The organism is Burkholderia cepacia ATCC 25416 (genome assembly GCF_001411495.1).
Lineage (GTDB): Bacteria > Pseudomonadota > Gammaproteobacteria > Burkholderiales > Burkholderiaceae > Burkholderia > Burkholderia cepacia.
In genome coordinates, this window is sequence record NZ_CP012982.1 from 1,293,638 (window position 1) to 1,315,631 (window position 21,994).

Here is a 21,994-nt window from a genome sequence, read left to right on the forward strand (position 1 = left end):
ATTCAACTCCGGCCGGCGATGCTGCGTAAACCCTTATCCGGAAAGACCCTATCATTTACCCGCCAGCAAACCGCTTGCGTGGTCCTTCCCCTCGTTGTACGATGACATACAACGACATCGCCAATTTGGCTCGTATGCCGTTCCCGACGAACCAGCACTCGCGCTAGACGGACGACCCAACCATGACTTCACCGCAAGAACTCAAACAGATCATCTCCCACGGCCTGCTGTCCTTTCCGCTGACGGACTTCGACGCCGACGGCAGCTTCCGCCCGTCCACCTATGCCGAGCGCCTGGAATGGCTCGCACCGTACGGTGCGAGCGCGCTGTTCGCGGCCGGCGGCACCGGTGAATTCTTCTCGCTCACGCAGCGCGAGTATTCGGACGTGATCCGCGTCGCAACGGAAACCTGCAAGGGCAAGGTGCCGATCCTCGCCGGCGCGGGCGGCGCGACGCGCGTCGCGATCGAATATGCACAGGAGGCCGAGCGCCTCGGCGCGAGCGGCGTGCTGCTGATGCCGCATTACCTGACCGAAGCCAGCCAGGAAGGGATCGCCGAGCACGTCGAGCAGGTGTGCCGCGCACTGAAGATCGGCGTCGTGGTGTACAACCGTGCGAATTCGAAGCTGAACGCCGACATGCTCGAGCGCCTCGCCGATCGTTGCCCGAACCTGATCGGCTTCAAGGACGGCGTCGGCGAAATCGAAAGCATGGTGACGATCCGCCGCCGCCTCGGCGACCGCTTCGCGTATCTCGGCGGCCTGCCGACGGCCGAAGTCTATGCCGCCGCGTACAAGGCGCTCGGCGTGCCGGTGTATTCGTCGGCCGTGTTCAACTTCATCCCGAAGACGGCGATGGAGTTCTACGAAGCGATCGCGAAGGACGACCACGCGACGGTCGGTCGCCTGCTCGACACGTTCTTCCTGCCGTACCTGAAGATCCGCAACCGCCGCGCAGGTTATGCGGTCAGCATCGTGAAGGCGGGCGCGAAGCTCGTCGGCCACGACGCGGGCCCCGTGCGGGCGCCGCTCGTCGACCTCACCGAGGCCGAAGCGGCCGAACTCGACGTGCTGATCAAGAAGATGGGCCCGCAGTAAGCGGGTACGGCCTGCGCGGCGCCTTGATCGGCGCCGCGCAGGCCGGTTGTCGCGTCGCGCGCCGGTTCGACGGTATCGCGACCGTTCGCAGCAGTATCCGCGCACCCATCCGCCGCGTCGGGTGCCGCCTCCGGCGCGGCGCTTCGCGTGACGCCACCCCGCCTCGCAAGCCGTCCGGCCGCGTCACATCTGCGCGATGATTCCGACGATCCGGTGGCGCACGTTCGCGAGCCTGACCCGCGTCGCCTCGATCTGCCCCTGTGTGCCCGCCCGCGCGCGTGCATTCGATTCGCCGTCGAGGATCTGCCCGAGCACGTCGCGGTCGACGACCGCATCGAAGAACCGGCCGACCGTGATCGTCGCCGACTGCTTCGCGGTCGCGAGCTGGCTGTTCGCCTGCAGCAGTGCTTCGGTGCGCAGGCCCGGGTCGCGTTCGTCGATGCCGCGCCGGTACTGGAGCGCGAACACCAGCGCTTCCATGTCCTGCCGGAAACGGCGCACGGCTTGCCCGAACACGAGCGAATGCGCGTCGGCGCCCGTGACGACGCGCCCCTGGTTGATCGTCACGTCGAATTCGCTGCCGCCCAGGTCGCGCTGGAATTCCAGCAGCGCATTCGCGAGCACGCGCCCTTCGCTGTACTGGCCGACCTCGGTGCGCACAGATTTCGCGACGTCGCCGATCGCTTTCCACAATCCGGCCGCGAACAGGTGATCGCCACGCTTGTTGATGTTCATCGGGGGTTCCCTCGTTGTCTTTTGTCGGTCTCTCAGGCTTGCCTGCGGGCCGGCTGGCCCGAGGCTTCGCTACTGTAGGAGAAAACCGGGAGACGGGGAAGACGGCAAGATCCACGGCAGTCACGTACCCCGAGGCCGCTGCTCCGACCGCCGACTTCCATGCTGCCCCGACATGATTCTTGTCGACACTTCGAACAAACCCGTCAGCACCGAAACCCGTCATGCAAAAAAGGCGGACGCGGCCCACCGGCCACATCCGCCTTTTGGTTTCCGCGTGCCGGCACCGACCCCGACGCACTGGCCGCCGGAAATCACACGCTCAATCGTCGCCGCCCGTCACTCCGCCTTCCCGTCCCGCAGCCGCGGAATCGCGCGCGGATTCTTCTCCTGCAGCCCTTCCGGCAGCAGATCGTCCGGGAAATCCTGGTAGCACACCGGGCGCAGGAAACGCTCGATCGCCGTCGCGCCGACCGACGTGACGGACGGGTTCGACGTCGCGGGGAACGGCCCGCCGTGCACCATCGCGTCACACACCTCGACGCCGGTCGGGTAACCGTTCACGAGCAGGCGCCCGGCCTTGCGTTCGAGGATCGGCAGCAGCCGGCGGGCGAGCGGCTTGTCGTCGGCGTCCATCTGCAGCGTGGCCGTGAGCTGGCCCTCGAGCGCGTCGAGCACGCGCGCGACTTCGTCGAGATCGCGGCAGCGCACGATCAGCGACGCCGGCCCGAACACTTCATGGCTGAACGCCGGCTCGGACAGGAACGCCTGCGCGCCGACTTCGTACAACGCGCCGCCGGCCTGGCAGTCGGTCTGCGCGGCCTCGCCCGCGCCGATTTCGCGCACGCCCGGCAGTTCGGCCAGCTTGCCGCGGCCATGGCGATACGCATCGGCGATCCCGGGCGTGAGCATCACGCCGGCCGGCTTCTTCGCGAGCGCCTGCGCGGCGACGGCTTCGAAGCGGTCGAGATCGGGGCCGTCGATCGCGAGCACGAGGCCCGGGTTGGTACAGAACTGGCCGACGCCGAGCGTCAGCGAATCGACGAAACCCGTCGCGATCGCGTCGCCGCGCGCGGCGAGCGCCGCCGGGAACAGCACGACGGGGTTGATGCTGCTCATTTCCGCGTAGACGGGAATCGGCTGCGGGCGGGCATTCGCGATCTGCACGAGCGCCATGCCGCCCTGCCGCGACCCCGTGAAGCCGACGGCCTGGACCGCCGGATGGCCGACGAGCGCCGCGCCGATCACGCGGCCGGGGCCGATCAGCAGCGAGAACACGCCGGCCGGCATCCCGGTTTTCGCGACGGCGGCGCGAATCGCGCGGCCGACCAGTTCGGACGTGCCGAGGTGCGCCTCGTGCGCCTTCACGATCACCGGGCAGCCGGCCGCGAGCGCCGACGCCGTATCGCCGCCGGCCACCGAGAACGCGAGCGGGAAATTGCTCGCACCGAACACGACGACGGGCCCGAGCCCGACTTTCTGCAGCCGCAGGTCCGAGCGCGGCAGCGGCGTGCGGGCAGGCTGCGCGGGATCGATCGACGCGGCGAGGAAACGACCGTCGCGCACGACACGCGCGAACAGCCGAAGCTGGCCGACGGTGCGGCCGCGCTCACCCTGCAGCCGCGCGACGGGCAGGCCCGTTTCAGCGTGCGCGCGCTCGATCAGCGCGTCGCCGAGCGCGACGATTTCATCCGCGATCGCGTCGAGAAACGCCGCGCGGGCCGCGAGCGGCTGCGCGCGGTACGCGTCGAACGCGTCGCGCGCGAGTTCGCATGCACGCTCGATGTCGGCCTGCGCCGCGACGCCGAACGCCGGCGCGTCGATCGGCGCGCCCTTCGACGGGTCGAACGCGCGCAAGGTACCGGCCGAGCCGGCGACCGCTTCGGCGCCGATCAGCATCTCTCCTGTCAGTTGCATGGGTGTGCTCCGTGGTTCGGGAATGATGGACTCATTGTAGCCCAACAGATACGATGTCTGCCGACATGATTTTGCGATTCACGCGGGTCGTCGATCTTGCCACACAATGCGCGAATCCCTTATTTATTCGGCCCATGCCCAAATGGTGGACGTTTTGCGTCGTGCCCAACGGGAAAACCCGAGGTTTCCGGGGTCGACCAACCCACATAAACTCCACACCATGTCATACGACGACGTACATTAAAGTGCCGAATCAGACCACCCCTCGCGATCTTCCGCTCGACCTCGCGCACACCGCGCGCCGGACCGCCGTGCGCTACTGGATTCTGGCGATGCTGTTCGTCGTCACGACGCTCAACTATGCGGATCGCGCGACGCTGTCGATCACCGGCACGCCGATCCGCAAGGCGTTCGGCATCGACCCGGTGACGATGGGCTACATCTTCTCGGCGTTCAGCTGGGCGTATGTGCTCGCGCAACTGCCGAGCGGCTGGCTGCTCGACCGCTTCGGCGCGCGCCGCGTGTATGCGGCCAGCATCTTCCTGTGGTCGGCGTTCACGCTGCTGCAGGGCACGATCGGGCTCGGCGGCAGCGCCGCGTTCGCGGTGGCCGCGCTGTTCGCGATGCGCTTCGCGGTCGGCATCGCCGAGGCGCCCGCCTTTCCCGCGAACGCGAAAGTCGTCGCGAGCTGGTTCCCGACCGCCGAGCGCGGCACGGCGTCCGCGATCTTCAACGCCGCGCAATACTTCGCGGCCGTGGTGTTCTCGCCGCTGATGGCGTGGCTCACGCATGCGTACGGCTGGCACCAGGTGTATCTGTGGCTCGGCCTCGCGGGCATCGCGCTCGCGTTCCTGTGGCTGCGGGTCGTGAAGGATCCGGCCGACCATCCGGCCGTGAACCGCGCGGAACTCGAGCACATCGAGCAGGGCGGCGGCCTCGTGCGCACGACCGCGCGCGGCACCGACGGCCTGCGCTCGGAAGGCCGCCGCGTGGCGGGCTGGTACTACGTGCGCCAGCTGCTGTCGAACCGGATGCTGATCGGCGTGTATCTCGGCCAGTACTGCGTGAACGTGCTCACCTATTTCTTCCTCACGTGGTTCCCGATCTACCTCGTGCAGGCGCGCGGGATGTCGCTGCTGAAGGCCGGCTTCATGACGTCGCTGCCCGCGATCTGCGGGTTCCTCGGCGGGGTGCTCGGCGGGATGCTGTCGGACGGGCTGATCCGCCGCGGCGTGTCGCTCACGCTCGCGCGCAAGATTCCGATCGTCGGCGGGATGGCGCTGTCGATGGTCATCATCGGCTGCAACTACGTCGACAGCGAAGCGCTCGTGATCGTGCTGATGGCCGTGTCGTTCTTCGGCAAAGGCATCGGCTCGCTCGGCTGGGCCGTCGTCGCGGATACCGCGCCGAAGGAAGCGATCGGCCTGTCGGGCAGCCTGTTCAACATGTTCGGCAACACGGCCGGCATCGTCGCGCCGATCGCGATCGGCTACCTCGTCGGCGCGAGCGGCTCGTTCAACGGCGCACTCGTGTTCGTCGGGCTGAACGCGCTCGTCACCGTGTTCAGCTATCTCGTGATCGTGAAGGAGATCAGGCGCGTCGAGCTGCGGCATCGCGACACGTGAGATTCGACGAAAAGGGAAGAAAAACGACGGCGGCCGCGAAAACTGTCGCCGTTTTGGCGTCAGGCCGCGGAATGCGCGACGCGCAGCATGTCGTGCACGCCGGACGTCATCAGCGCGAGGAACGCGAGCAGGCCGACGTAGCAGAGCGCGTACGTCGTCTTCGTCTCGATCGACGTCGCGTAGTACACGCGATTCTCCGGCGCGTCGGGATCGTAGCGCCACGCGCGCTTGAGCTGCGGCAGCGCGAGGATCGCCATCACGATCAGCAGCGGGCTCGGCCGATACACGAACAGCGCGATCAGCACGGGCACGCCCGCGAACCAGATGCGCGGCGACAGCACCGCGGTGATCCGCCCGCCGTCGAACGGCGACAGCGGAATCATGTTGAACAGGTTCAGGAAGAAGCCCGTGTACGACAGCGCGAGCAGCAGGTTGCTGTCGTAGTGGCGCGCGGCCGCGTAGCAGGCCAGTGCACCGAGCGTGCCGACGAACGGCCCGGCGAGCCCGACGTACGCCTCGGTTTCCGCGTCGTGCGGCATCTCCTTCAGCTGGATCCACGCGCCGACGAACGGGATGAAGGTCGGCAGCCCGACGTCGAGCCCGCGCCGCTGCGCGGCCACGTAGTGGCCGGCCTCGTGCACCAGCAGCAGTGCCACGAAACCGGCCGCGAACCGCCAGCCGTAGAACAGCGCGTAGACCGCGATCGACGCGAGCATGGTGCCCGCCGACACGAGCACCTTGCCGAGCTTGAGGCCGCCGAAGATCAGCAGCAACAGCTTCGTCATTCCTTGCGCTCCGTGGCGGATGCATCGGACATGCCGGACATGCCGGACGCGCCGGACGCATCGGCGACGGCCGGCACCGCGGCCGGTTTCGGCTTGCGCCCGAAGAAGCGTTTCAGCGCGGCGCCGCCGGCCAGCAGCGCAACCGCGCCGACCTTGAAGAACTTCACCGCGAACGCGCCGATCAACGCGAGCAGGCCGAGCTTCTTCGCGCCGACGCCGACGATCAGCGCCGCGAGGCCATACTCGGCGACGTGGTCGGTCGACTTGTTGAAATCGGCGTAGCGCTTGCCGTCGTTGAAGCTGATGTTCGACAGCAGTTCGTCGGCCGACGCCTTGTATTTCGGCAGATCGGCGAGCGTCGACGCCATCGTCAGCGACAGGTAGCCGTCGCGGCCGAGCACGAGCGTCCGGTAGTTCACGCCGTCGTTCTCGGCGTTCGGCGCCGCACCCTTGTCGCGGATGATCGCGGACCACACGAGCCGGTGCGTGGCCGCGTCGTACGCGGGCGCCTTCGCCCAGCCGACCACCTCGGTTTCGGGCAGGCCGCGTTCCTTGCGCCCGGGGTTGTCTTCCTCGGTGCCGGCCTGCAGGCTCTTCAGCAGCTCGTCGGGTTTCCAGTCCTTCGCGTCGTCGTCGCGGATATAACCGCTCGGCTCGAACGACACGACCGAGATCCAGTCGGCGTCGGGATCGTCGGGCAGCACGAGGCCGACCAGCCTGGTTTCGTCGATCGAGTTGCCCATCGAGCGCAGGTAGCGGCCGGCTTCGGCGGCCGGCACGAACGATTCGCCGGCTTTCAGCTTCAGCACGGCTTCGTGTTTCACATCGATATCGGTCGGGCCCTTCACGACCGCGTCGTTGGCGGCGGCGGCCGCGGCCCTCATTTCCACCTGCGCGGCTTCGGTCTGCGCGTGGCCGCTGATCGCGGTGAATGCAAGCGTCGCCATGCAGGCGAGCCGGACGGCAAGTTTTTTCATTGTTGGATTCCCCTGGAATGCCTTGTCGTAAATATGCACGGCGTCGGCCCTTGCGTTTTCAATCGCGGGTCCGGCGTCGTCTCTCAGTTGGCACGGGGGCTATGGTAACGCAGCGCCGCGACACGCCCGGGGAGGCGCGATGCTTACGTCGCAGGTAATGCCCAAGGCACTCTGGATTGCCTATCATCTGCTGCATGAACCCGACCGCCGCCTTCCACTCGCCCTCCCCGTCCGCCGGCCGCGCGTCCGGCATCGGCCCGCTGCTGCGCACGTGGCGGCAACGCCGGCGCCTGAGCCAGATGGCGCTCGCGCTCGACGCGGACGTTTCCGCGCGCCACCTGAGCTTCGTCGAATCGGGCCGCGCGCAGCCGAGCCGCGAGATGGTGCTGCATCTCGCGGAGCGTCTCGACGTGCCGCTGCGCGAACGCAATGCGCTGCTCGTCGCGGCCGGCTTCGCGCCGCTGTTCCGCGAACGGCCGTTCTCGGATCCGCAGCTCGATGCCGCGCGCCATGCGGTGGAAGCCGTGCTGCGCGGCCACGAGCCCTACCCGGCGCTCGCCGTGGATCGTCACTGGACACTGCTCGCCGCGAACCGGATGCTCGGCGCGCTGGTCGCGCAGGCCGATCCGTCGCTGCTGCAACCGCCCGTCAACGTGCTGCGGCTGAGCCTGCATCCGGACGGCCTCGCGCCGCAGATCGTCAACTGGCACGAGTGGCGCGCGCACATCCTGCATCGGCTGCAGCGGCAGATCGATGCGAGCGGCGACCGCGCGCTGCACACGCTACGCGACGAACTCGCCGCGTATCCGGCACCGGCCGGCCAGCCCGACGACACGCATGCGCGCACCGATTTCGCGGATATCGCCGTGCCGTTGCGGCTGCGCACGGCGGCCGGCGAACTGACGTTCTTCAGCACGACGACGGTGTTCGGCACGCCGGTCGACGTAACGCTGTCGGAACTCGCGATCGAGGCGTTTTTCCCCGCGAATCCGGAGACGGTGGAAGCAATGCGGGCGCTGGCGGACGCATTGCCGGCGCAATAACGCGTGCGCAACGGAGCGTGAAGGAAAGCAGCACACGAACGCCGGCTTCCAGGCCAACGCCGGTGCTGCCGATGCAGTTGCGCTCGGCATCGACAGCTCGGCATCCGCGACCGGCAGCGTCGCGATCGCCCGCGCGACGGCCTCGGCGGTGAATGCGGTCGCCATCGGCGAAGGCGCGAATGCGGCCGACGCGAATTCCGTGGTGCCAGGTTCGAATGCGGCCACGCGCGCGACGACACGCGCACGAGCGCCCCGCCATCAGCGGCGCTCGAGCGCCAGCTTCACCCCGAGCCCCAGCAGCACCACCCCGCTGACGCGGTGCATGCGCGTCAATATCCGCGGGTTGCGGCGGATCGATGCGGACAGCAGGCCGGCGAACACTGCAACCGGCCCCTTGACGAGAAACGTCAGGCCCGCGAAGGTCGCGCCCAGCACGAACAGCGACAGCATCGGATGCGCGGCGCCCGCCGGCACGAACTGCGGCAGGAACGCCAGATAGAACAGCGCGACCTTCGGATTCGACACGTTGGACAGCGCGCCTTGCGCGAACGTGCGCAGCCGCGATTCCTGCGCGCCGTCGCCGCTCGCGAGCGTCAGTTCGCCCGACGAGCGCAACAGCGTGATGCCGAGGTACAGCAGGTACAACGCGCCGACCACCTTCAGCGCCGTGAACAGCCATTCGGACGCCTGCAGCAGCGCGCCCAGCCCGAGCGTCGCGAGCATCGTGTGCACGAGCAGCCCGACGCTGACGCCCGCGGCGGTCACGAGGCCCGCGCGCGTGCCGTCGGACAGCGTACGCGACATCACGAGCACCATGTCCTGGCCCGGTGTGACGATGATCAGCAGCGACGTTGCGATGAACGGCAGCCAGGATAGATGCGACATGGGAAAGCTCCTGAACGGGATTGCCGGCGGACGGGAATCGCCCGGCCTGTCGTCGGATTATCGGCGCCTTCCCATGGAGATTGGATGCGTATTCAGCTACTTTTACGATCGATTTTGGCGCTATTCTCTAGCATTCACCGCTCGGGTAGTCAAATATGTCAATCAAACTGGATGCAATCGACCGGCGCATTCTGCGTGCATTGCAACGGAATTCGAACCAGACGAATGCCGAACTCGCGCAACAGGCCGGGCTGTCCGCCACGCCCTGCCTGCGCCGCGTTCACCTGCTCGAGGAACAGGGCGTGATCGACGCGTATGTCGCGCTGCTGAACCCGGCCACCGTCGACCTGCGATTCACGGCGTTCGTGCGCGTCACGCTGGAGCGTCAGGACAAGACGACGGTCGAACGCTTCGCGCGCGAGATGGAGCAGGCGCCCGAAGTGCTCGAATGCCACCTGATGGCCGGCAGCTACGACTATCTGCTGCGCGTGATCGCCCGCGATCTCGACGACTACCAGCGCTTCCAGATGGAAACGCTCACGCAGATCGAAGGCGTTCGCAACGTCGAAACCGAGATTCCGCTGAAGCGCATCAAGCAGACGGTTCGCCTGCCGATCTAGGCGTCCAGGAACGTGACGGCCTGCCCCTGCGGCTCCCCGTTCGGCGCGCCGTCTCGCACCACGACCTGCCCGCGCACGACCGTGTGCACGGGCCAGCCCGTGACCGCGCACCCGTCGTACGGCGTCCAGCCGCTGACGCTGGCGATCCATTCGTCGCGGATGATCCGCCGCGCGCGCAGGTCGACGATGCTGAAATCGGCGTCGTAGCCCATCGCGATGCGCCCTTTGCCCGCGATGCCGAAGACGCGCGCCGGCCCGGCGCTGGTCAGGTCGACCAGTCGTTCGAGGCTCACGCGGCCCGCGTGCACGTGATCGAGCATCAGCGGCAGCAGCGTCTGCACGCCGGTCATCCCGCTCGGCGACTGCGGATAGGGCCGGCGTTTTTCGTCGCGCGTATGCGGCGCGTGATCGCTGCCGATCACGTCGACCACGCCGTCGCGAACGGCCTGCCACAGCGCGTCCCGATGATGCCGTTCACGCACCGGCGGATTCATCTGCGCGAACGTGCCGAGCCGTTCGTAGCAATCGGGTGCATGCAGGCTCAGGTGATGCGGCGTGACCTCGACGGTCACGCGCTGCCGGTGCCGCGCGAGCAACGCCATTTCCTCGGCGGTGGACACGTGCAGCACATGCAGCCGGCGGCCCGTCTCGGCGGCCAGCGCGACGATGCGCCGCGTCGCCTCCAGCGCGCTTTGCACGTCGCGCCAGCGCGGATGGTCGCGCACGTCGCCGCTCGCTTCGACGAGCGCCCGGCGTGCGCGCAGCCGCGCTTCGTCCTCCGCGTGCACGGCCATGCGCCGCCGCCCGTTGCGCACGATCCGGCGCAACACGGCTTCGTCGTCGGCCAGCAGGTCGCCGAACGAACTGCCCATGAAGACCTTCACGCCCGCGCAGCCCGGCAGCGCTTCAAGCGCCGGCAACCGTTCGGCGTTCGCGGCCGAGCCGCCGATGTAGAACGCGTGGTCGCACCACGCGCGGCCGCGCGCGCGTTCCAGCTTGGCCTGCAGATCCTGAGCGGTCAGCGTCAGCGGATGCGTGTTGGGCATCTCGAAGATCGTCGTGACGCCGCCGAGCACCGCGCCGCGCGTGCCGGCCTCGATGGTCTCCTTGTGCGTCAGGCCCGGTTCGCGGAAATGCACCTGGCTGTCGACGACGCCCGGCAGCACATGCAGGCCGCCGGCATCCAGGAGAACGTCGGCGCTCCACGTGCCATGCAACGCACCCAGCGCGACGACACGGCCATCCACGCACGCGACGTCGACCTGCTCGGCACCGTTGGGTGTCATCGCCGTGCCGCCGTGCACGAGCAGGTCGACATGGCGTCGCTTCAGCGCGTCGGTCGCGCGCCCTTCACGTCGAACGGGTTCGTCCATGGCTCAGAACTCGTTCTGGATGTGCTTGTAGCCCAGCACCAGCGCATTGTTCGTGCGCGCGACGTCCTCGGAGAAGTCGCTCGCGTCGGCCGTCACCTGCGGCAAGGCGGCGAGATCGGTTTCCGGCCCGATGCGCTCGGTCGAGCGCACGTAGAAGCCCGGCGGCAGGTGGCAGCCGTCGACGACCGCGTTGTAGCGCACCACGCAGCCATCGTCGATGGTGCAGTTGAACAGCACGCTGTTGAAGCCGACGAACACGCCGTTGCCGACCTTGCACGGCCCGTGGACGATCGCGCGATGCGCAATCGACGTGTGCTGGCCGATGGTGACGCTCGCGCCCGACTTCGAATGGATCACCACGCCGTCCTGGATGTTCGAATGCGCACCGATCACGATCGGCGCGATCCGGCCGTCGCCATCCGTTTCGTCGGCGCGGATCACCGCGTACGGGCCGATGAACACGTTCTCCTCGACGATCACGAGCCCGCACAGAATGGCGGTCGGATCGACGAATGCACTCGGGTGTATCTGCGGCAGGTCGCCGCGCGGGTTCTTTCTGATCATCGGGATTCCTGTCTTGACATCGAACGGCCGCGCTTGATCCGCTCGAACAGGCCCGGATCGCGCCACTGTCCGGCGATGGCCGGCGCGAACACGATGTCGTCCAGATCGATGCGGCCCATGCGCGGGTTGAACGCATCGTCGCGAAAACACTGCGCGTAGCCGGTCTCGGTTTCGTGAACGATGATCGAATGCAGCCGCACGCCGGCTTCGCCGTTCGACATGCGCGTGCAGGACAGCGCCGCATCGACGAGGCGAAAGAACACGCGCGAGAACTGCTCGGCGCTCGGCGACACCGGCAGCAGCACCCAGCGCTCGGAATGCCGGCGCATGCTCTCGACATAACAGGGATCGTCATCCGACCACAGCGTCACCGCGTGATCGAATGCGTCGATCAGGTCGCGCACGTCGCCCTTGAGCAGCCCGAAGTCGTAGATCATCTGCCCGTGGTCCAGCGCGTGTGCCTCGAGCAGCAGCTCGACGCGATACGAATGGCCGTGGATCGAATGCGAGCAGCGCCGCGTGCTGCAGCCGCGCACCACGTGTGCGTTCTCGAACCGGAACAGCTTGCGGATCAGCATGCGTCGGCGCCTTCGCGAACCGGCGCGGCCCAGGCCACCGCGTCGTGCGGGTGCAGGCTTTCGAGATGGCGCACGTGCACGCGCGGGTGCGCATGGCGGCCGTCCAGCGCGGCCTGGACCCGGCGTGCGGCATCCTCGACGAACATCAGGTTGCCGCCGTTCAGCACCGCGAACGCCTGCTCGTCCGCGCGCTTGACGGCCGTCTGCACCGGCGTGCCGAGCGCGTGCTCGATGCGATCGATCAGGTCGATCAGCCCGAGCGTCGCGCCATCGGCCGGCAGCCCCACGCTGACGACGGCTTCGCTACGCTGGCTGTGCGGCGTGGCCGCCGTCGCATGCCGTTTCAGCCACGCGGCGACCGCTGCCGGTTCCACGCGATCGTCGCGGCCGAACGCCGCCAGGAACGCCTGTTCGACCCAGTGCCGCGACAGCGCGGCCGAGCACGGGCACGTCGACGAATAGACGACCGTCACCTGCGCGCGCAGCTCGAACCCGACGTCGGTCAGCGTCGCGTCGATCCGGACCGGATAGGCCTTCCACCCGGCAAGCCCGTCGGTCACCAGCGCGGCGCGGCGCGCCAGCAGGTCGAAGTGCAGCCGTAGCCGAGCACGGCGCGTGTCGCAGTCGCGATGGCTGTCGACCATCGCCTGCAGCACCGGCCGAAGGCCGGCCGGCGACAGCGCGGCGCCATCGCCGAGCCCGTCGAGCAGCCTGTACAGCCGCGACATGTGGATGCCCTTCACGTGCGGTGCGGGAAGGTCGACCTGCACGTCGGCGCGCGCATGCACGTCGCGCCGGCAGCCGGGCTCGGCCACCGCAACGGGCAGGTCGATGCCCTGCATGCCGACCCATTCGAGCGGGCGGCGGCCCGGCGCGGCATCGGTCAGGGAGATATCGGGAAGAGGGGCATTCATGCTCGGGATCCGGTGGAGCGCCTTCTCCATCCGGATCGATGCAGGAAGCGCGTTCAGGTCAGGGCCAGTCGCGAAACGGGTTGTCCCACGTGGTCCAGTGTTCGGGGCCGGTGGCCATCTCGGCGTCGGTCAGCAGACACGCGTCGAAGCGCGCGCGCAGCGCGGGCTCGTCCATGTCCATGCCGATCAGCACGAGTTCCTGCCGCGCGTCGCCGACGCGCTCGTCCCAGCGGGCGCGGATCTGCGCGACGGCTTCCGCGTCCTGCGGCCAGCGCTCGGGCGGCACGGCCGCCCACCAGTGGCCGGCCGGCCCGTGCCGCGCGACCGCGCCGGCCTGCGACCACGAACCGGCGACGGTCGGATGGGTGGCCAGCCAGTAGAACCCCTTCGAGCGGACGACGCCCGGCCATTCGCTTTCGACGAGCGCGAAGAAGCGCTGCGGATGGAACGGCCGCCGCGCACGGTAGACGAAACTGCGGATGCCGTATGCGTCGGTTTCCGGCGTGTGCGTGCCGCGCAGCTCCTGCAGCCAGCCCGGCGCGCGCGATGCTGCGTCGAAATCGAACAGGCCCGTGTCGAGCACACGCTCGAGCGGCACCTTGCCGAATTCGGCGATCTCGATCCTTGCCCGCGGATTCAGCCCGCACAGCAGCGCGACTAGCCGCTCGCGTGCGCTGTCGTCGATCAGGTCGATCTTGTTGATCACGATCACGTCGCAGAACTCGATCTGGTCGATCAGCAGATCGACCACCGTGCGCGCATCCTCGTCGCCCATCGATTCACCGCGCGACTGCAGGCTGTCGCGCGACGCGTAGTCGCGCAGGAAATTGAACGCATCGACCACGGTCACCATCGTGTCGAGCCGCGCGACTTCACCGAGGCTGCGGCCGTCCTCGCCTTCGAACGTGAACGTCTCGGCCACCGGCAGCGGCTCCGAGATGCCGGTCGATTCGATCACGAGCTGGTCGAAGCGCCCTTCGCGCGCGAGCCGGTCGACCTCGATCAGCAGATCCTCGCGCAGCGTGCAGCAGATGCAGCCGTTGCTCATCTCGACCAGCTTCTCGTCGGTGCGCGACAGCCCTGCGCCGCCGTCGCGGACGAGCGCGGCGTCGATGTTGACCTCGGACATGTCGTTGACGATCACCGCGACGCGACGGCCCTCGCGATTGTTCAGGATGTGGTTGAGCAGCGTCGTCTTGCCGGCGCCGAGAAAGCCGGACAGGACGGTCACGGGAAGCCGCGTGGACGGAGGGAGTGCGGTGCTCATCGGGCGATTCCGGAAGAGGACGTTGAGGAACGAATGATATATTGTATCGCAACGATATAACATATCATTTTGAACGTCCAGCAGATCGGCCACGGTGCAGCGCTTCGGCACGAACAGCGGCATCGGCACCGCGCGTGGCATGCCGATTGAAAGGTGTGGTTGATAAGCTTGCCGGCGAGACCGTTGGCCGACTACCTACACGATGAACAAGAAAATACTGACCGCGTTGTCACTCTGCGCCGCGCTGCCCGGCGTCGCCCTCGCCCAATCGATCGCCGCGCCGACACTGAAGCCCGGCGATACCTGGACCTACATCAACACCGTCGAAATCGGCCCGAACGGCTGGCGCCAGTCGCGCGACGAGGTTACCGTGCAGCGGACGACACCCGGGCACATCTACATCGAAACCCGGCAAAGCGGCACGACGCAAGCGCCGCACGAATTGATCGTCGACGCGGACTGGAGCCGCGCGCGCAGCGTCAACGGCACGGAAACCGTGGTGAACCGCCCGTTCGCGTTTCCGCTGACGGTCGGCAAGACCTGGGCAATCAGTTATGCCGAGACGAACCCGAATCCGCAGCATGCGTCGGAAGCGTACGACACGCATTACAAGGTCGTCGGCCGCGACACGGTCACGGTGCAGGGCGGGAAATTCGATGCGATCAAGATCGAGGCCGAAGGCACGTGGAAAGCGCAAAACGCGCCCGGGCAGTCGATCACGTCCGGCTTGTCCCGCACCGTGAACGGCTCGACGATCCTGATGCAAAGCCACAACAACGGCACGGCGGAACAGACCGGCAAGACTTACAAGGCGTTCTGGTACGTGCCGGCGGTCGGACGCTGGGTGAAGTCGGTCGAGGAGTACTACGACTCGAACAGCATGCGCACCGCACGCTATACGAACGAACTGGTGTCGTACCGGCGCGCGGGAACGGAAGGCGGCGCGCAGCTGCCCGCTCAGCCCGCGCCCGCCCCGATGGCGCCGGAAGGCACGCCTCCCGGCGGTCAATGACCCGGCGCGCGCCCGCTTACGTATAGAGCGACGCCGGCGGCAATTCCCCGGTCAACGCGAACCGGCCGACATCACGCAGCCGATAGTCGAGCGGATCGTGCAGCGTATGCGTGCGCGCGTTGCGCCAGAAGCGGTCGAGGCCGAGCGACGCGGCCGTGGCGCGCGCGCCGCATGCGTCGAACAGCGCCTCGCCGTTGTCGAGCGCCGCGCGCTGCGCGACGATCTTCGCCTCCGATACCGCGAGCGCCACCTCGGCGCGCTCGTCCGCCGTCAGCGCATCCTGCCGCGCCCACGCGCGCTGCAACGCGGCCGCCGCGCGATCGGCCAGCGCCGCCGCGGCGATCGCCCGCACGCGCATGTCGCCGAAGCGCTGCAGCGTGTACGGATCGTCGCTTGCCTGCACGACCTCCGACTGTATCCATGGGCGGCCATGCTTCAGCACGTAGTCGCGCGCTTCCGCCAGCGCACCTTCCGCGAGCCCGACGAACAGGTTCGTCAGCACGAGCTGCGACACGAGCGTGCGCAGCGTCGCGCGCGGTGTCGGCGGCGCCTCGGAGCGGTGCAGCACCTCGTCCGGCGCGAGCGTCACGCCGTCGAAGCTCACGCTGCCGCTGTCGGTCTGGCGCTGGCCGATCGGGTCCCAGTCTTCGTTGACCGTGATCCCCGCGCGATCGGTCGGCACCACGCCGAACACGGTGCGGCCCGCTTGCGGATCGTGCGCGGACACCGTCATGCGCTGCGAGCCGCGCGTGCCCGAACAGAAGCCCTTCACGCCATCGAGCCGGTAGCCGCCGTCCGGCGTCGCGGTCGCCGCCAGCCGCGTGTCGATCGGGTTGACCGCATTGCCCCACCACCAGCGATGCTCGACCGTGCCGCGCAGATAGCGTTCGCGCTGTGCCGCGCTGCCCCACACGTCGACGCTCACCACCTGCAGGATCTGGAACCCGACCAGATGCGCGAGCGCGCTGTCGACGCGCGCGATCCGCCGGATCGTGTCGTAGATCGCCGGCCACCCGGCTTCCTGCCCGCCGAATTCGCGCGGCACCGCGAGCGTCAGCAGGCCCGCGTCGGCGAGCCACTGCTTTTCCTGCGCGGCATGGCCGCCCGCGCGATCGCGCGCGGCGGCGGTTTCGCGCAGCGTTTCGATGACGCGCGCCAGTGCGTCCGGATCGACGGCTGACACATCCGTTGCAGCGGCGAGCGTCGCCGGGCCGCGGGGATCGTTCATGCGACGGCTTCCTGTTCCTGGGTCGAGACAGCTTCCGACAACGGCACGAGTTTCCCGAGTTCGCACCTGCCGGTCAACCGCGCGAGGATCTCGCGCCGCCAGTCGTCGTAGATCGCGCGGTATTCGGCGATATCCGCGCCGAACACGTGCGCGGTGTGCGCGTACTCGTCGTGCAGGTAACCGTCGAGCCGCGCCTGCGTTTCCTCGTCGGCCGCGATCACGCGATCGATCAGCGCGTCGCGTTCGGCCGCCGGCAGCGCCTTCAACGTGTCGAACCACCACTGGACGATCTGCACGCGATGCCACTCCTCGTCCGGCCGGATCCGGTTCTCGCCGTGTTCGCGCATCGCGCTGTCGCCGATACGGCCGGTCTTGCGCTGGATCCACAGCTTCGCGAGGATGTGCAGCTCGTAATGCCACTCGAACGCGAGAAAGCCCGCGACGTCGCGCACCGCGATGTCGCCGATGCGCGCCCAGTGCGCGGCGACGAGCCGGTCGATTTCCGGCAGCGGATCGCGCCCCGTCAGTTCGGTCACGCGCTCACGGCCGATCACCGCGTGCGCGCCGTCGTCGCCGAGCTGGCGCGACAGGATCAGCTGGAAATGCGGGTCGTCGCGGAACAGCGTGTCGATCGCCTTCGCGACGACCTGCACGATGAACAGGTCGTGCGACGCCATCTTCGTGTAGTAGTCGGCGACGGCGGCCAGTTCGTCTTGGCCGCGCGGCTCGCGCGGCGGTGTCGCCAGCTTGTCCGGGAAGCCGGGACGATGGCGTCGTGCGACGTCCAGGAACAGTGCTTCCTCGAATTGTCCGTTCCATTCGCGCGGCGCGCCGATGGGTAAGGTCATGGGTATCGTTCTCTCAGGGTCTTCAATGAAAAGAGCCGGCGCTCGTGGCGCCGCTCAGGTACGCCGGGTCACGCGTCGGACCAGGCGGTCGCCCGTGATTTGCACGGCCGAAACGAGTGCGATCAGGATCACGATCACGGTCGCCATGACGGTCGTGTCGAAACGCTGATAGCCGTAGCGGATCGCGAGATCGCCGAGCCCGCCCGCGCCGACGGCACCCGCCATCGCGGTCGAGCCGATCAGCGCGACGACGGTGATCGTGAAGCCGCCGAGCATGCCGGGGAGCGCCTCGGGCAGCAGCACGTGCCAGACGATGTGACGGCGCTTCGCGCCCATCGCGAGCGCGGCCTCGATCAGCCCGCGATCGACTTCGCGCAGGCTCACCTCGGCGATCCGCGCGAAGAACGGGATCGCGGCGATCGACAGCGGCACGACGGCCGCCCATACGCCGATCGTCGTGCCGATCAGCACGCGCGTGAACGGCAGCAGCGCGACGAGCAGGATGATGAACGGCGTCGAGCGGAACACGTTGACGAGCGCGCCGAGCACCGCGTTCACGCCGCGCCGCTCGTAGATGCCGCCGGGCGCGGTCGTCACGAGGATCACCGCGAGCGGGACGCCGATCAGCGCCGCGACCGCGGCCGACGCGGCGACCATCGACAGCGTGTCGCGGATCGCGTCGAGCAGTTCGGGCCACCAGAGGTCAAACATAGCCGAGCACCTCCGCGTGATTCGCGTGGCGGCGCGCGCGTTCGAGCAGCGCCGCCACCGCACCGCCGCGGGCCGCCGGCTGGCCGGCGTCGTCTGCGCGCGGCGCCGCCGCGATCACGAGCCGCCCTTGCGCATGCCCCTGGATGCGCTCGATCCCGCCATGCAGGAAACGCACCGAGCCGCCGAGCGCCGCCGCGAGCGCGCCGACATCCGGCTCGCCGCCGCTCTCGCCCGTATAACGGACGTCGAGCACGACCTGCGCACCGTCGGGCAGCGCGGCCTGCTCGGGCAGCGGCTGCACGCGCGCGGCCAGTTCGGCCGGCAGGTCGTGCACGAGCGTGCTGAGCAGTGCGCGCGTCGCGCCGTGGCGCGGATCGCCGAACACGCGCCACACGGGGCCCGTTTCGACGACTTCGCCTTGTTCGATCACCGCGACCGTGTCGCACACCGCGCGGATCACTTCCATCTCGTGCGTGATCAGCACGATCGTCAGCCCGAGGCGACGGTTGATGTCTGCGAGCAGCGCGAGGATCGACTGCGTCGTCTCGGGATCGAGCGCCGAAGTCGCCTCGTCGCACAGCAGGACCTCGGGATTGTGCACGAGCGCGCGGGCAATGCCGACGCGCTGCTTCTGCCCGCCCGACAGGCTGGCCGGATACGCGTCGCGTTTCGCGGCGAGCCCGACGAGTTCGAGCAGCGCCTCGACCTTGCGCACGCGCTCGGCCTTCGGCACGCCGGCGATCTTCAGCGGCAGCGCGACGTTCTCGAACACCGTCTTCGCGGACAGCAGGTTGAAATGCTGGAACACCATGCCGGTGCGACGCCGCAGCGCGACGAGCCCGTCCTCGTCGAGCGCGCCGACGTCGACGCCCTGTACGCGCACGCGGCCCGAGCTCGGCCGCTCGAGCCCGTTCACGAGCCGCAGCAGCGTCGACTTGCCCGCGCCGCTGCGGCCGATGATCCCGAACACCTCGCCGCGCCGCACGTCGAGCGTCACGTCGCGCAGCGCGGCGGCCTGGCCGCGCGGCGTCGCGAACACCTTGCCGACCTGCTCCAGCGACACGGCTGCGCCACCGGCGGCCGCCACGGCCGCCGCGTCATGCGTGCCGGCAACGATGCCGGCACGCGCGGCCGATGCATCGACGAAACCCAGCGTATCGAACAATTGCGTCATCGCTTCGCTCCGTCACGTTCAGGCATGCGCGGGATGCGCGGGTTCGGATGCCGGTACGGCAGCCGGCCGGTGCTGCGCGCCCGTGTGCCACGCGGGCAGGCGCGGGCCCGCGCCGAACAGCTTCTCGCGCAGCGTCGGCGCGGGATCGTAGTCTTCCTTGTAGACGCCGCGGTTCTGCAGCTCGGGCACGACCCAGTCGACGAAATCCTCGAACGACTCGGGCATCACGGTGCGCGTGAGGTTGAAACCGTCGATGCCCGTCTCGTCGATCCACGACTGCAGTTCGTTCGCGACCTGCGACGGCGAGCCGACGATCGGCGCATACCGGCCGCCGAGCGACATCTGCTCGAGCATCCGCCGCACGGTCCACGTGCCGGTCGTGCTCTTGCGCGAGATCGCGTCGACGGCCGACTGGATCGAGTCGGTCTTCACGTACGAGATCGGTTCGTCGAGGCCGTACTTCGCGAAGTCGATGCCGGTCGAGCTCGCGAAATGCGCGAGGCCCGCTTCGGGGCTCGCATAGCGCCGGTATTCGTCGAACTTCTCGCGCGCGAGAAGTTCGGTTTCGGCCGTCACGACGCTCACGCCGGCAAAGATCCTGATCGACGCCGGATCGCGCCCCTGCCGCGCGGCAGCCGCACGGATGTCGAGCGCCGCCGCACGCGCTGCGGCCTTGCTCTGCCCGTTCACGAACACGCATTCGGCGTGACGGCCCGCGAACTCGACGCCGCGCGCGGACGAACCGGCCTGGTACAACACCGGCGTGCGCTGCAGCGACGGCTCGCTCAGGTGGATCGCATCGATCGAATAGAACGGCCCGTCGTGCTTCACGCGCCGCACCTTGCCCGGCTGCGCGAACACGCGCGCCTGCGCATCGCGGATCACCGCGTCGTCGTCCCAGCTCTGCTCCCACAGCTTGTAGACGACGTCCATGTAGTCGTCCGCGCGCTCGTAGCGGTCGTCGTGGCCGATCTGCTGCGCGAGGCCCATCCCGCGTGCGGCACTGTCGAGATAACCGGTGACGATGTTCCAGCCCACGCGCCCTTTCGTCAGGTGATCGAGCGTCGACATGCGGCGCGCGAACAGGTAAGGCGGCTCGTAGGTCAGGTTCGCGGTCACGCCGAAGCCGAGATGCCGCGTGACCTGCGCCATCGCGGGCACCAGCAGCAGCGGATCGTTGACGGGCACCTGCACCGATTCGCGCAGCGCGGCATCGGGGCCGCCGCCGAACACGTCGTACACGCCGACGATGTCCGCGAGGAAGATCCCGTCGAACTTGCCGCGTTCGAGCGTTTTCGCGAGGTCGGCCCAGTAGTCGAGATCGGTGTAGTGCGCGGAGCGGTCGCGCGGATGCGTCCACAGCCCATGGTTAATGTGCCCGACGCAGTTCATGTTGAACGCGTTGAGCAGGATCTTCTTGCGGTTCGCCGTCGTCATGTGAGCGCCTCCGTCACCACGCGATCGCGTACAGCGAGCCGAACGCGTTGTCGAGCGCCTTGCGCACGGCCGGCGACTGCTGGTAGATCGCGATGAACTTGCGAATGCGCGGATCGTTCACGCTGTCCGGCCGCACGACCCACTGGATCGCGAAGATCTTGTTCTCGGTGCCGTCGAACAGCAGCGCGCTGTTCGGGTCGGTCGTGCCGGCGAGCTTGATGAAGCTCGGGTAGCCCTGCGCGAGATCGACGTCGTCGAGCGAACGCGCGAGTTGCGATGCCTCGAGCGGGATGATCTTCAGGTGCTTCGGGTTCGACACGATGTCGTGCGTCGTCGCGCGGTAGTCGGCGCCCGGCTTCAGCTTGATGAGCCCCGCGCGCTGCAGCAGCAGCAACCCGCGCCCGCCGTTCACCGGATCGTTCGCGATCGCGACCTTCGCGCCGTCCTTCAGCTCGCTGAAGCTTTTCACCTTCTTCGAATAGAGGCCGATCTTCATGATCGTGCCGGGCGCGATCGACACGAAGTTGTAGCCGCCCTGCTTGTTCGCGTTCTCGAGGAACGGGATGTGCTGGAAGTAGTTGACGTCGATGTCCTTGTTCGCGAGCGCCGCGTTCGGCGTATTCCAGTCGGTGAATTCGACGATCCGCACGTCGAGCCCCTGCGCCTTCGCCTCCTTGGCGGCAACCTTCAGCGCCTCGATCTGCGGGCTCGTCGAAATGCCGACCTTCAGCGGCGCGGTGTCGGCCCGCGCACCATTGAGCAGCGCGACGCCGAGCAGGGCGGCGGCCAGCAGGCGCGCGACGCGGCCGGCGGAAAGACGGGCGGAAAAAACGGCATGCAGCATGGGAACCACTCTCCTGTCCAAAGACGGTATCGACGGATGAGCGACGCCGCGGCGAACGCGCGGGCGTTCTCCGGACAAGGGTCAAGCACGTCGGAAAAGGATCAGCCGATGATAGAGAGCGGAGCGGGGACGGTCTACGAAGCGATTGTGCGAAGAAAATCGCGCGCGGCGATATGGGCGGCGGCCACGCAGGATCGGCGGCCCGACCGGGCGCCCGGCCGAAATCTCGGCCTGGACGCCGGGCGAATTCCGAAATCTCGGCCAGCCGGCCGGGCCGTCATTTCCGCAGACGAAACAAATCCCTTATGAATCAATGGATTAAAAATATTCCGTCAGGCTGCATTTCTGGCATGGGGGTTGCGT

Annotated in this window: 21 protein-coding genes and 1 pseudogene; 6 read left to right on the forward strand and 16 right to left on the reverse strand. The window is 68.2% G+C overall.

The window, feature by feature from the left end:
• Positions 1–182 precede the first annotated feature (182 nt).
• A complete protein-coding gene (kdgD, locus tag APZ15_RS23130) occupies positions 183–1,097 on the forward strand; it encodes a 5-dehydro-4-deoxyglucarate dehydratase (RefSeq protein ID WP_027790500.1) in 915 nt (304 codons plus the stop codon).
• Positions 1,098–1,280: 183 nt separating this feature from the next.
• On the opposite strand, the gene APZ15_RS23135 is transcribed toward kdgD, so the two are convergent.
• Positions 1,281–1,832, reverse strand: coding sequence for a hypothetical protein (locus APZ15_RS23135; RefSeq protein ID WP_027790499.1), 552 nt, complete (start codon positions 1,830–1,832; stop codon positions 1,281–1,283).
• Between the two features lie 336 nt (positions 1,833–2,168).
• A complete protein-coding gene (locus APZ15_RS23140) occupies positions 2,169–3,746 on the reverse strand; it encodes an aldehyde dehydrogenase (NADP(+)) (protein ID WP_027790498.1) in 1,578 nt (525 codons plus the stop codon).
• 245 nt (positions 3,747–3,991) lie between these two features.
• Here APZ15_RS23140 and APZ15_RS23145 point away from each other — a divergent pair, with 245 nt between their 5' ends.
• The gene (locus tag APZ15_RS23145; protein WP_027790497.1) at positions 3,992–5,371 is read left to right on the forward strand and encodes an MFS transporter; all 1,380 of its coding nucleotides are present in this window, start codon (positions 3,992–3,994) and stop codon (positions 5,369–5,371) included.
• Between the two features lie 59 nt (positions 5,372–5,430).
• Here APZ15_RS23145 and APZ15_RS23150 read toward each other — a convergent pair whose 3' ends face one another.
• Positions 5,431–6,156, reverse strand: a complete 726-nt coding sequence (locus APZ15_RS23150; RefSeq protein ID WP_021159298.1) for a site-2 protease family protein — start codon at positions 6,154–6,156, stop codon at positions 5,431–5,433.
• Entirely contained in the window at positions 6,153–7,133 is a 981-nt protein-coding gene (locus APZ15_RS23155; protein WP_027790496.1) for a DUF2167 domain-containing protein, read from the reverse strand. Before APZ15_RS23155 ends, APZ15_RS23150 begins: the two co-directional genes overlap by 4 nt.
• Before the next feature lie 194 nt (positions 7,134–7,327).
• Between APZ15_RS23155 and APZ15_RS23160 the strand changes: the two genes are divergently transcribed.
• Together APZ15_RS23160 and APZ15_RS42720 are read left to right on the forward strand one after the other, a co-directional pair.
• Entirely contained in the window at positions 7,328–8,176 is an 849-nt protein-coding gene (locus tag APZ15_RS23160) for a helix-turn-helix domain-containing protein (RefSeq protein ID WP_027790495.1), read from the forward strand.
• A pseudogene (locus APZ15_RS42720) lies at positions 8,121–8,384 on the forward strand (hypothetical protein); the annotation flags it as partial. The gene APZ15_RS23160 and the pseudogene APZ15_RS42720, both read left to right, overlap by 56 nt.
• Before the next feature lie 50 nt (positions 8,385–8,434).
• Here APZ15_RS42720 and APZ15_RS23165 read toward each other — a convergent pair.
• The gene (locus APZ15_RS23165) at positions 8,435–9,061 is read right to left on the reverse strand and encodes a LysE family translocator (RefSeq protein ID WP_027790494.1); all 627 of its coding nucleotides are present in this window, start codon (positions 9,059–9,061) and stop codon (positions 8,435–8,437) included.
• 155 nt (positions 9,062–9,216) lie between these two features.
• On the opposite strand from APZ15_RS23165, the gene APZ15_RS23170 reads away from it, so the two are divergent.
• Complete coding sequence (locus APZ15_RS23170; RefSeq protein WP_034196006.1) at positions 9,217–9,681, forward strand: Lrp/AsnC family transcriptional regulator; 465 nt, start codon at positions 9,217–9,219, stop codon at positions 9,679–9,681.
• On the opposite strand, the gene APZ15_RS23175 is transcribed toward APZ15_RS23170, so the two are convergent.
• The 5 genes from APZ15_RS23175 to zigA are packed head-to-tail and all read right to left on the reverse strand — an operon-like array spanning position 9,678 to position 14,377.
• Positions 9,678–11,054 carry a dihydroorotase gene (locus APZ15_RS23175; RefSeq protein ID WP_027790492.1) on the reverse strand — a complete coding sequence of 459 codons (1,377 nt, stop codon included), beginning with the start codon at positions 11,052–11,054 and terminating at the stop codon, positions 9,678–9,680. The two genes, APZ15_RS23170 and APZ15_RS23175, sit on opposite strands and share 4 nt — an antisense overlap.
• A gap of 3 nt (positions 11,055–11,057) precedes the next feature.
• Entirely contained in the window at positions 11,058–11,618 is a 561-nt protein-coding gene (locus APZ15_RS23180) for a gamma carbonic anhydrase family protein (protein WP_021159293.1), read from the reverse strand.
• Complete coding sequence (locus APZ15_RS23185) at positions 11,615–12,196, reverse strand: 6-pyruvoyl trahydropterin synthase family protein (RefSeq protein ID WP_027790491.1); 582 nt, start codon at positions 12,194–12,196, stop codon at positions 11,615–11,617. The genes APZ15_RS23180 and APZ15_RS23185 overlap by 4 nt, the downstream gene beginning before the upstream one ends.
• Positions 12,190–13,110 carry a GTP cyclohydrolase FolE2 gene (folE2, locus tag APZ15_RS23190; RefSeq protein WP_027790490.1) on the reverse strand — a complete coding sequence of 307 codons (921 nt, stop codon included), beginning with the start codon at positions 13,108–13,110 and terminating at the stop codon, positions 12,190–12,192. The genes APZ15_RS23185 and folE2 overlap by 7 nt, the downstream gene beginning before the upstream one ends.
• A gap of 58 nt (positions 13,111–13,168) precedes the next feature.
• On the reverse strand, positions 13,169–14,377 hold the full coding sequence (zigA, locus tag APZ15_RS23195; protein ID WP_172535147.1) for a zinc metallochaperone GTPase ZigA: 1,209 nt from the start codon (positions 14,375–14,377) through the stop codon (positions 13,169–13,171).
• A gap of 202 nt (positions 14,378–14,579) precedes the next feature.
• Between zigA and APZ15_RS23200 the strand changes: the two genes are divergently transcribed.
• Complete coding sequence (locus tag APZ15_RS23200) at positions 14,580–15,389, forward strand: hypothetical protein (protein WP_027790488.1); 810 nt, start codon at positions 14,580–14,582, stop codon at positions 15,387–15,389.
• A gap of 16 nt (positions 15,390–15,405) precedes the next feature.
• On the opposite strand, the gene APZ15_RS23205 is transcribed toward APZ15_RS23200, so the two are convergent.
• The 6 genes from APZ15_RS23205 to APZ15_RS23230 are packed head-to-tail and all read right to left on the reverse strand — an operon-like array spanning position 15,406 to position 21,631.
• Positions 15,406–16,617: an acyl-CoA dehydrogenase family protein gene (locus APZ15_RS23205; RefSeq protein ID WP_027790487.1), complete on the reverse strand. Its 1,212-nt coding sequence runs from the start codon at positions 16,615–16,617 to the stop codon at positions 15,406–15,408.
• On the reverse strand, positions 16,614–17,465 hold the full coding sequence (locus tag APZ15_RS23210) for a hypothetical protein (RefSeq protein WP_027790486.1): 852 nt from the start codon (positions 17,463–17,465) through the stop codon (positions 16,614–16,616). Before APZ15_RS23210 ends, APZ15_RS23205 begins: the two co-directional genes overlap by 4 nt.
• A 54-nt stretch (positions 17,466–17,519) precedes the next feature.
• Complete coding sequence (locus APZ15_RS23215; protein ID WP_027790485.1) at positions 17,520–18,176, reverse strand: methionine ABC transporter permease; 657 nt, start codon at positions 18,174–18,176, stop codon at positions 17,520–17,522.
• Positions 18,169–19,350, reverse strand: a complete 1,182-nt coding sequence (locus tag APZ15_RS23220) for a methionine ABC transporter ATP-binding protein (protein WP_027790484.1) — start codon at positions 19,348–19,350, stop codon at positions 18,169–18,171. Before APZ15_RS23220 ends, APZ15_RS23215 begins: the two co-directional genes overlap by 8 nt.
• An 18-nt stretch (positions 19,351–19,368) precedes the next feature.
• Positions 19,369–20,787: an LLM class flavin-dependent oxidoreductase gene (locus APZ15_RS23225; protein WP_027790483.1), complete on the reverse strand. Its 1,419-nt coding sequence runs from the start codon at positions 20,785–20,787 to the stop codon at positions 19,369–19,371.
• A 13-nt stretch (positions 20,788–20,800) separates the two neighbouring features.
• Positions 20,801–21,631 (reverse strand): MetQ/NlpA family ABC transporter substrate-binding protein, encoded by an 831-nt coding sequence (locus APZ15_RS23230; RefSeq protein ID WP_027790482.1) that lies wholly within the window; start codon positions 21,629–21,631, stop codon positions 20,801–20,803.
• Positions 21,632–21,994: the final 363 nt, after the last annotated feature.

Coding starts and splice junctions, on each gene's coding strand:
- kdgD (WP_027790500.1), top strand. CDS start 183: ATGACTTCACCGCAAGAACTCAAACAGATCATCTCCCACGGCCTGCTG.
- APZ15_RS23185 (WP_027790491.1), bottom strand. CDS start 12,196: ATGCTGATCCGCAAGCTGTTCCGGTTCGAGAACGCACACGTGGTGCGC.
- APZ15_RS23175 (WP_027790492.1), bottom strand. CDS start 11,054: ATGGACGAACCCGTTCGACGTGAAGGGCGCGCGACCGACGCGCTGAAG.
- APZ15_RS23140 (WP_027790498.1), bottom strand. CDS start 3,746: ATGCAACTGACAGGAGAGATGCTGATCGGCGCCGAAGCGGTCGCCGGC.
- APZ15_RS23170 (WP_034196006.1), top strand. CDS start 9,217: ATGTCAATCAAACTGGATGCAATCGACCGGCGCATTCTGCGTGCATTG.
- APZ15_RS23135 (WP_027790499.1), bottom strand. CDS start 1,832: ATGAACATCAACAAGCGTGGCGATCACCTGTTCGCGGCCGGATTGTGG.
- APZ15_RS23205 (WP_027790487.1), bottom strand. CDS start 16,617: ATGAACGATCCCCGCGGCCCGGCGACGCTCGCCGCTGCAACGGATGTG.
- APZ15_RS23165 (WP_027790494.1), bottom strand. CDS start 9,061: ATGTCGCATCTATCCTGGCTGCCGTTCATCGCAACGTCGCTGCTGATC.
- APZ15_RS23225 (WP_027790483.1), bottom strand. CDS start 20,787: ATGACGACGGCGAACCGCAAGAAGATCCTGCTCAACGCGTTCAACATG.
- APZ15_RS23200 (WP_027790488.1), top strand. CDS start 14,580: ATGAACAAGAAAATACTGACCGCGTTGTCACTCTGCGCCGCGCTGCCC.
- APZ15_RS23155 (WP_027790496.1), bottom strand. CDS start 7,133: ATGAAAAAACTTGCCGTCCGGCTCGCCTGCATGGCGACGCTTGCATTC.
- APZ15_RS23150 (WP_021159298.1), bottom strand. CDS start 6,156: ATGACGAAGCTGTTGCTGCTGATCTTCGGCGGCCTCAAGCTCGGCAAG.
- APZ15_RS23230 (WP_027790482.1), bottom strand. CDS start 21,631: ATGCTGCATGCCGTTTTTTCCGCCCGTCTTTCCGCCGGCCGCGTCGCG.
- APZ15_RS23210 (WP_027790486.1), bottom strand. CDS start 17,465: ATGACCTTACCCATCGGCGCGCCGCGCGAATGGAACGGACAATTCGAG.
- zigA (WP_172535147.1), bottom strand. CDS start 14,377: ATGAGCACCGCACTCCCTCCGTCCACGCGGCTTCCCGTGACCGTCCTG.
- folE2 (WP_027790490.1), bottom strand. CDS start 13,110: ATGAATGCCCCTCTTCCCGATATCTCCCTGACCGATGCCGCGCCGGGC.
- APZ15_RS23215 (WP_027790485.1), bottom strand. CDS start 18,176: ATGTTTGACCTCTGGTGGCCCGAACTGCTCGACGCGATCCGCGACACG.
- APZ15_RS23160 (WP_027790495.1), top strand. CDS start 7,328: ATGAACCCGACCGCCGCCTTCCACTCGCCCTCCCCGTCCGCCGGCCGC.
- APZ15_RS23180 (WP_021159293.1), bottom strand. CDS start 11,618: ATGATCAGAAAGAACCCGCGCGGCGACCTGCCGCAGATACACCCGAGT.
- APZ15_RS23220 (WP_027790484.1), bottom strand. CDS start 19,350: ATGACGCAATTGTTCGATACGCTGGGTTTCGTCGATGCATCGGCCGCG.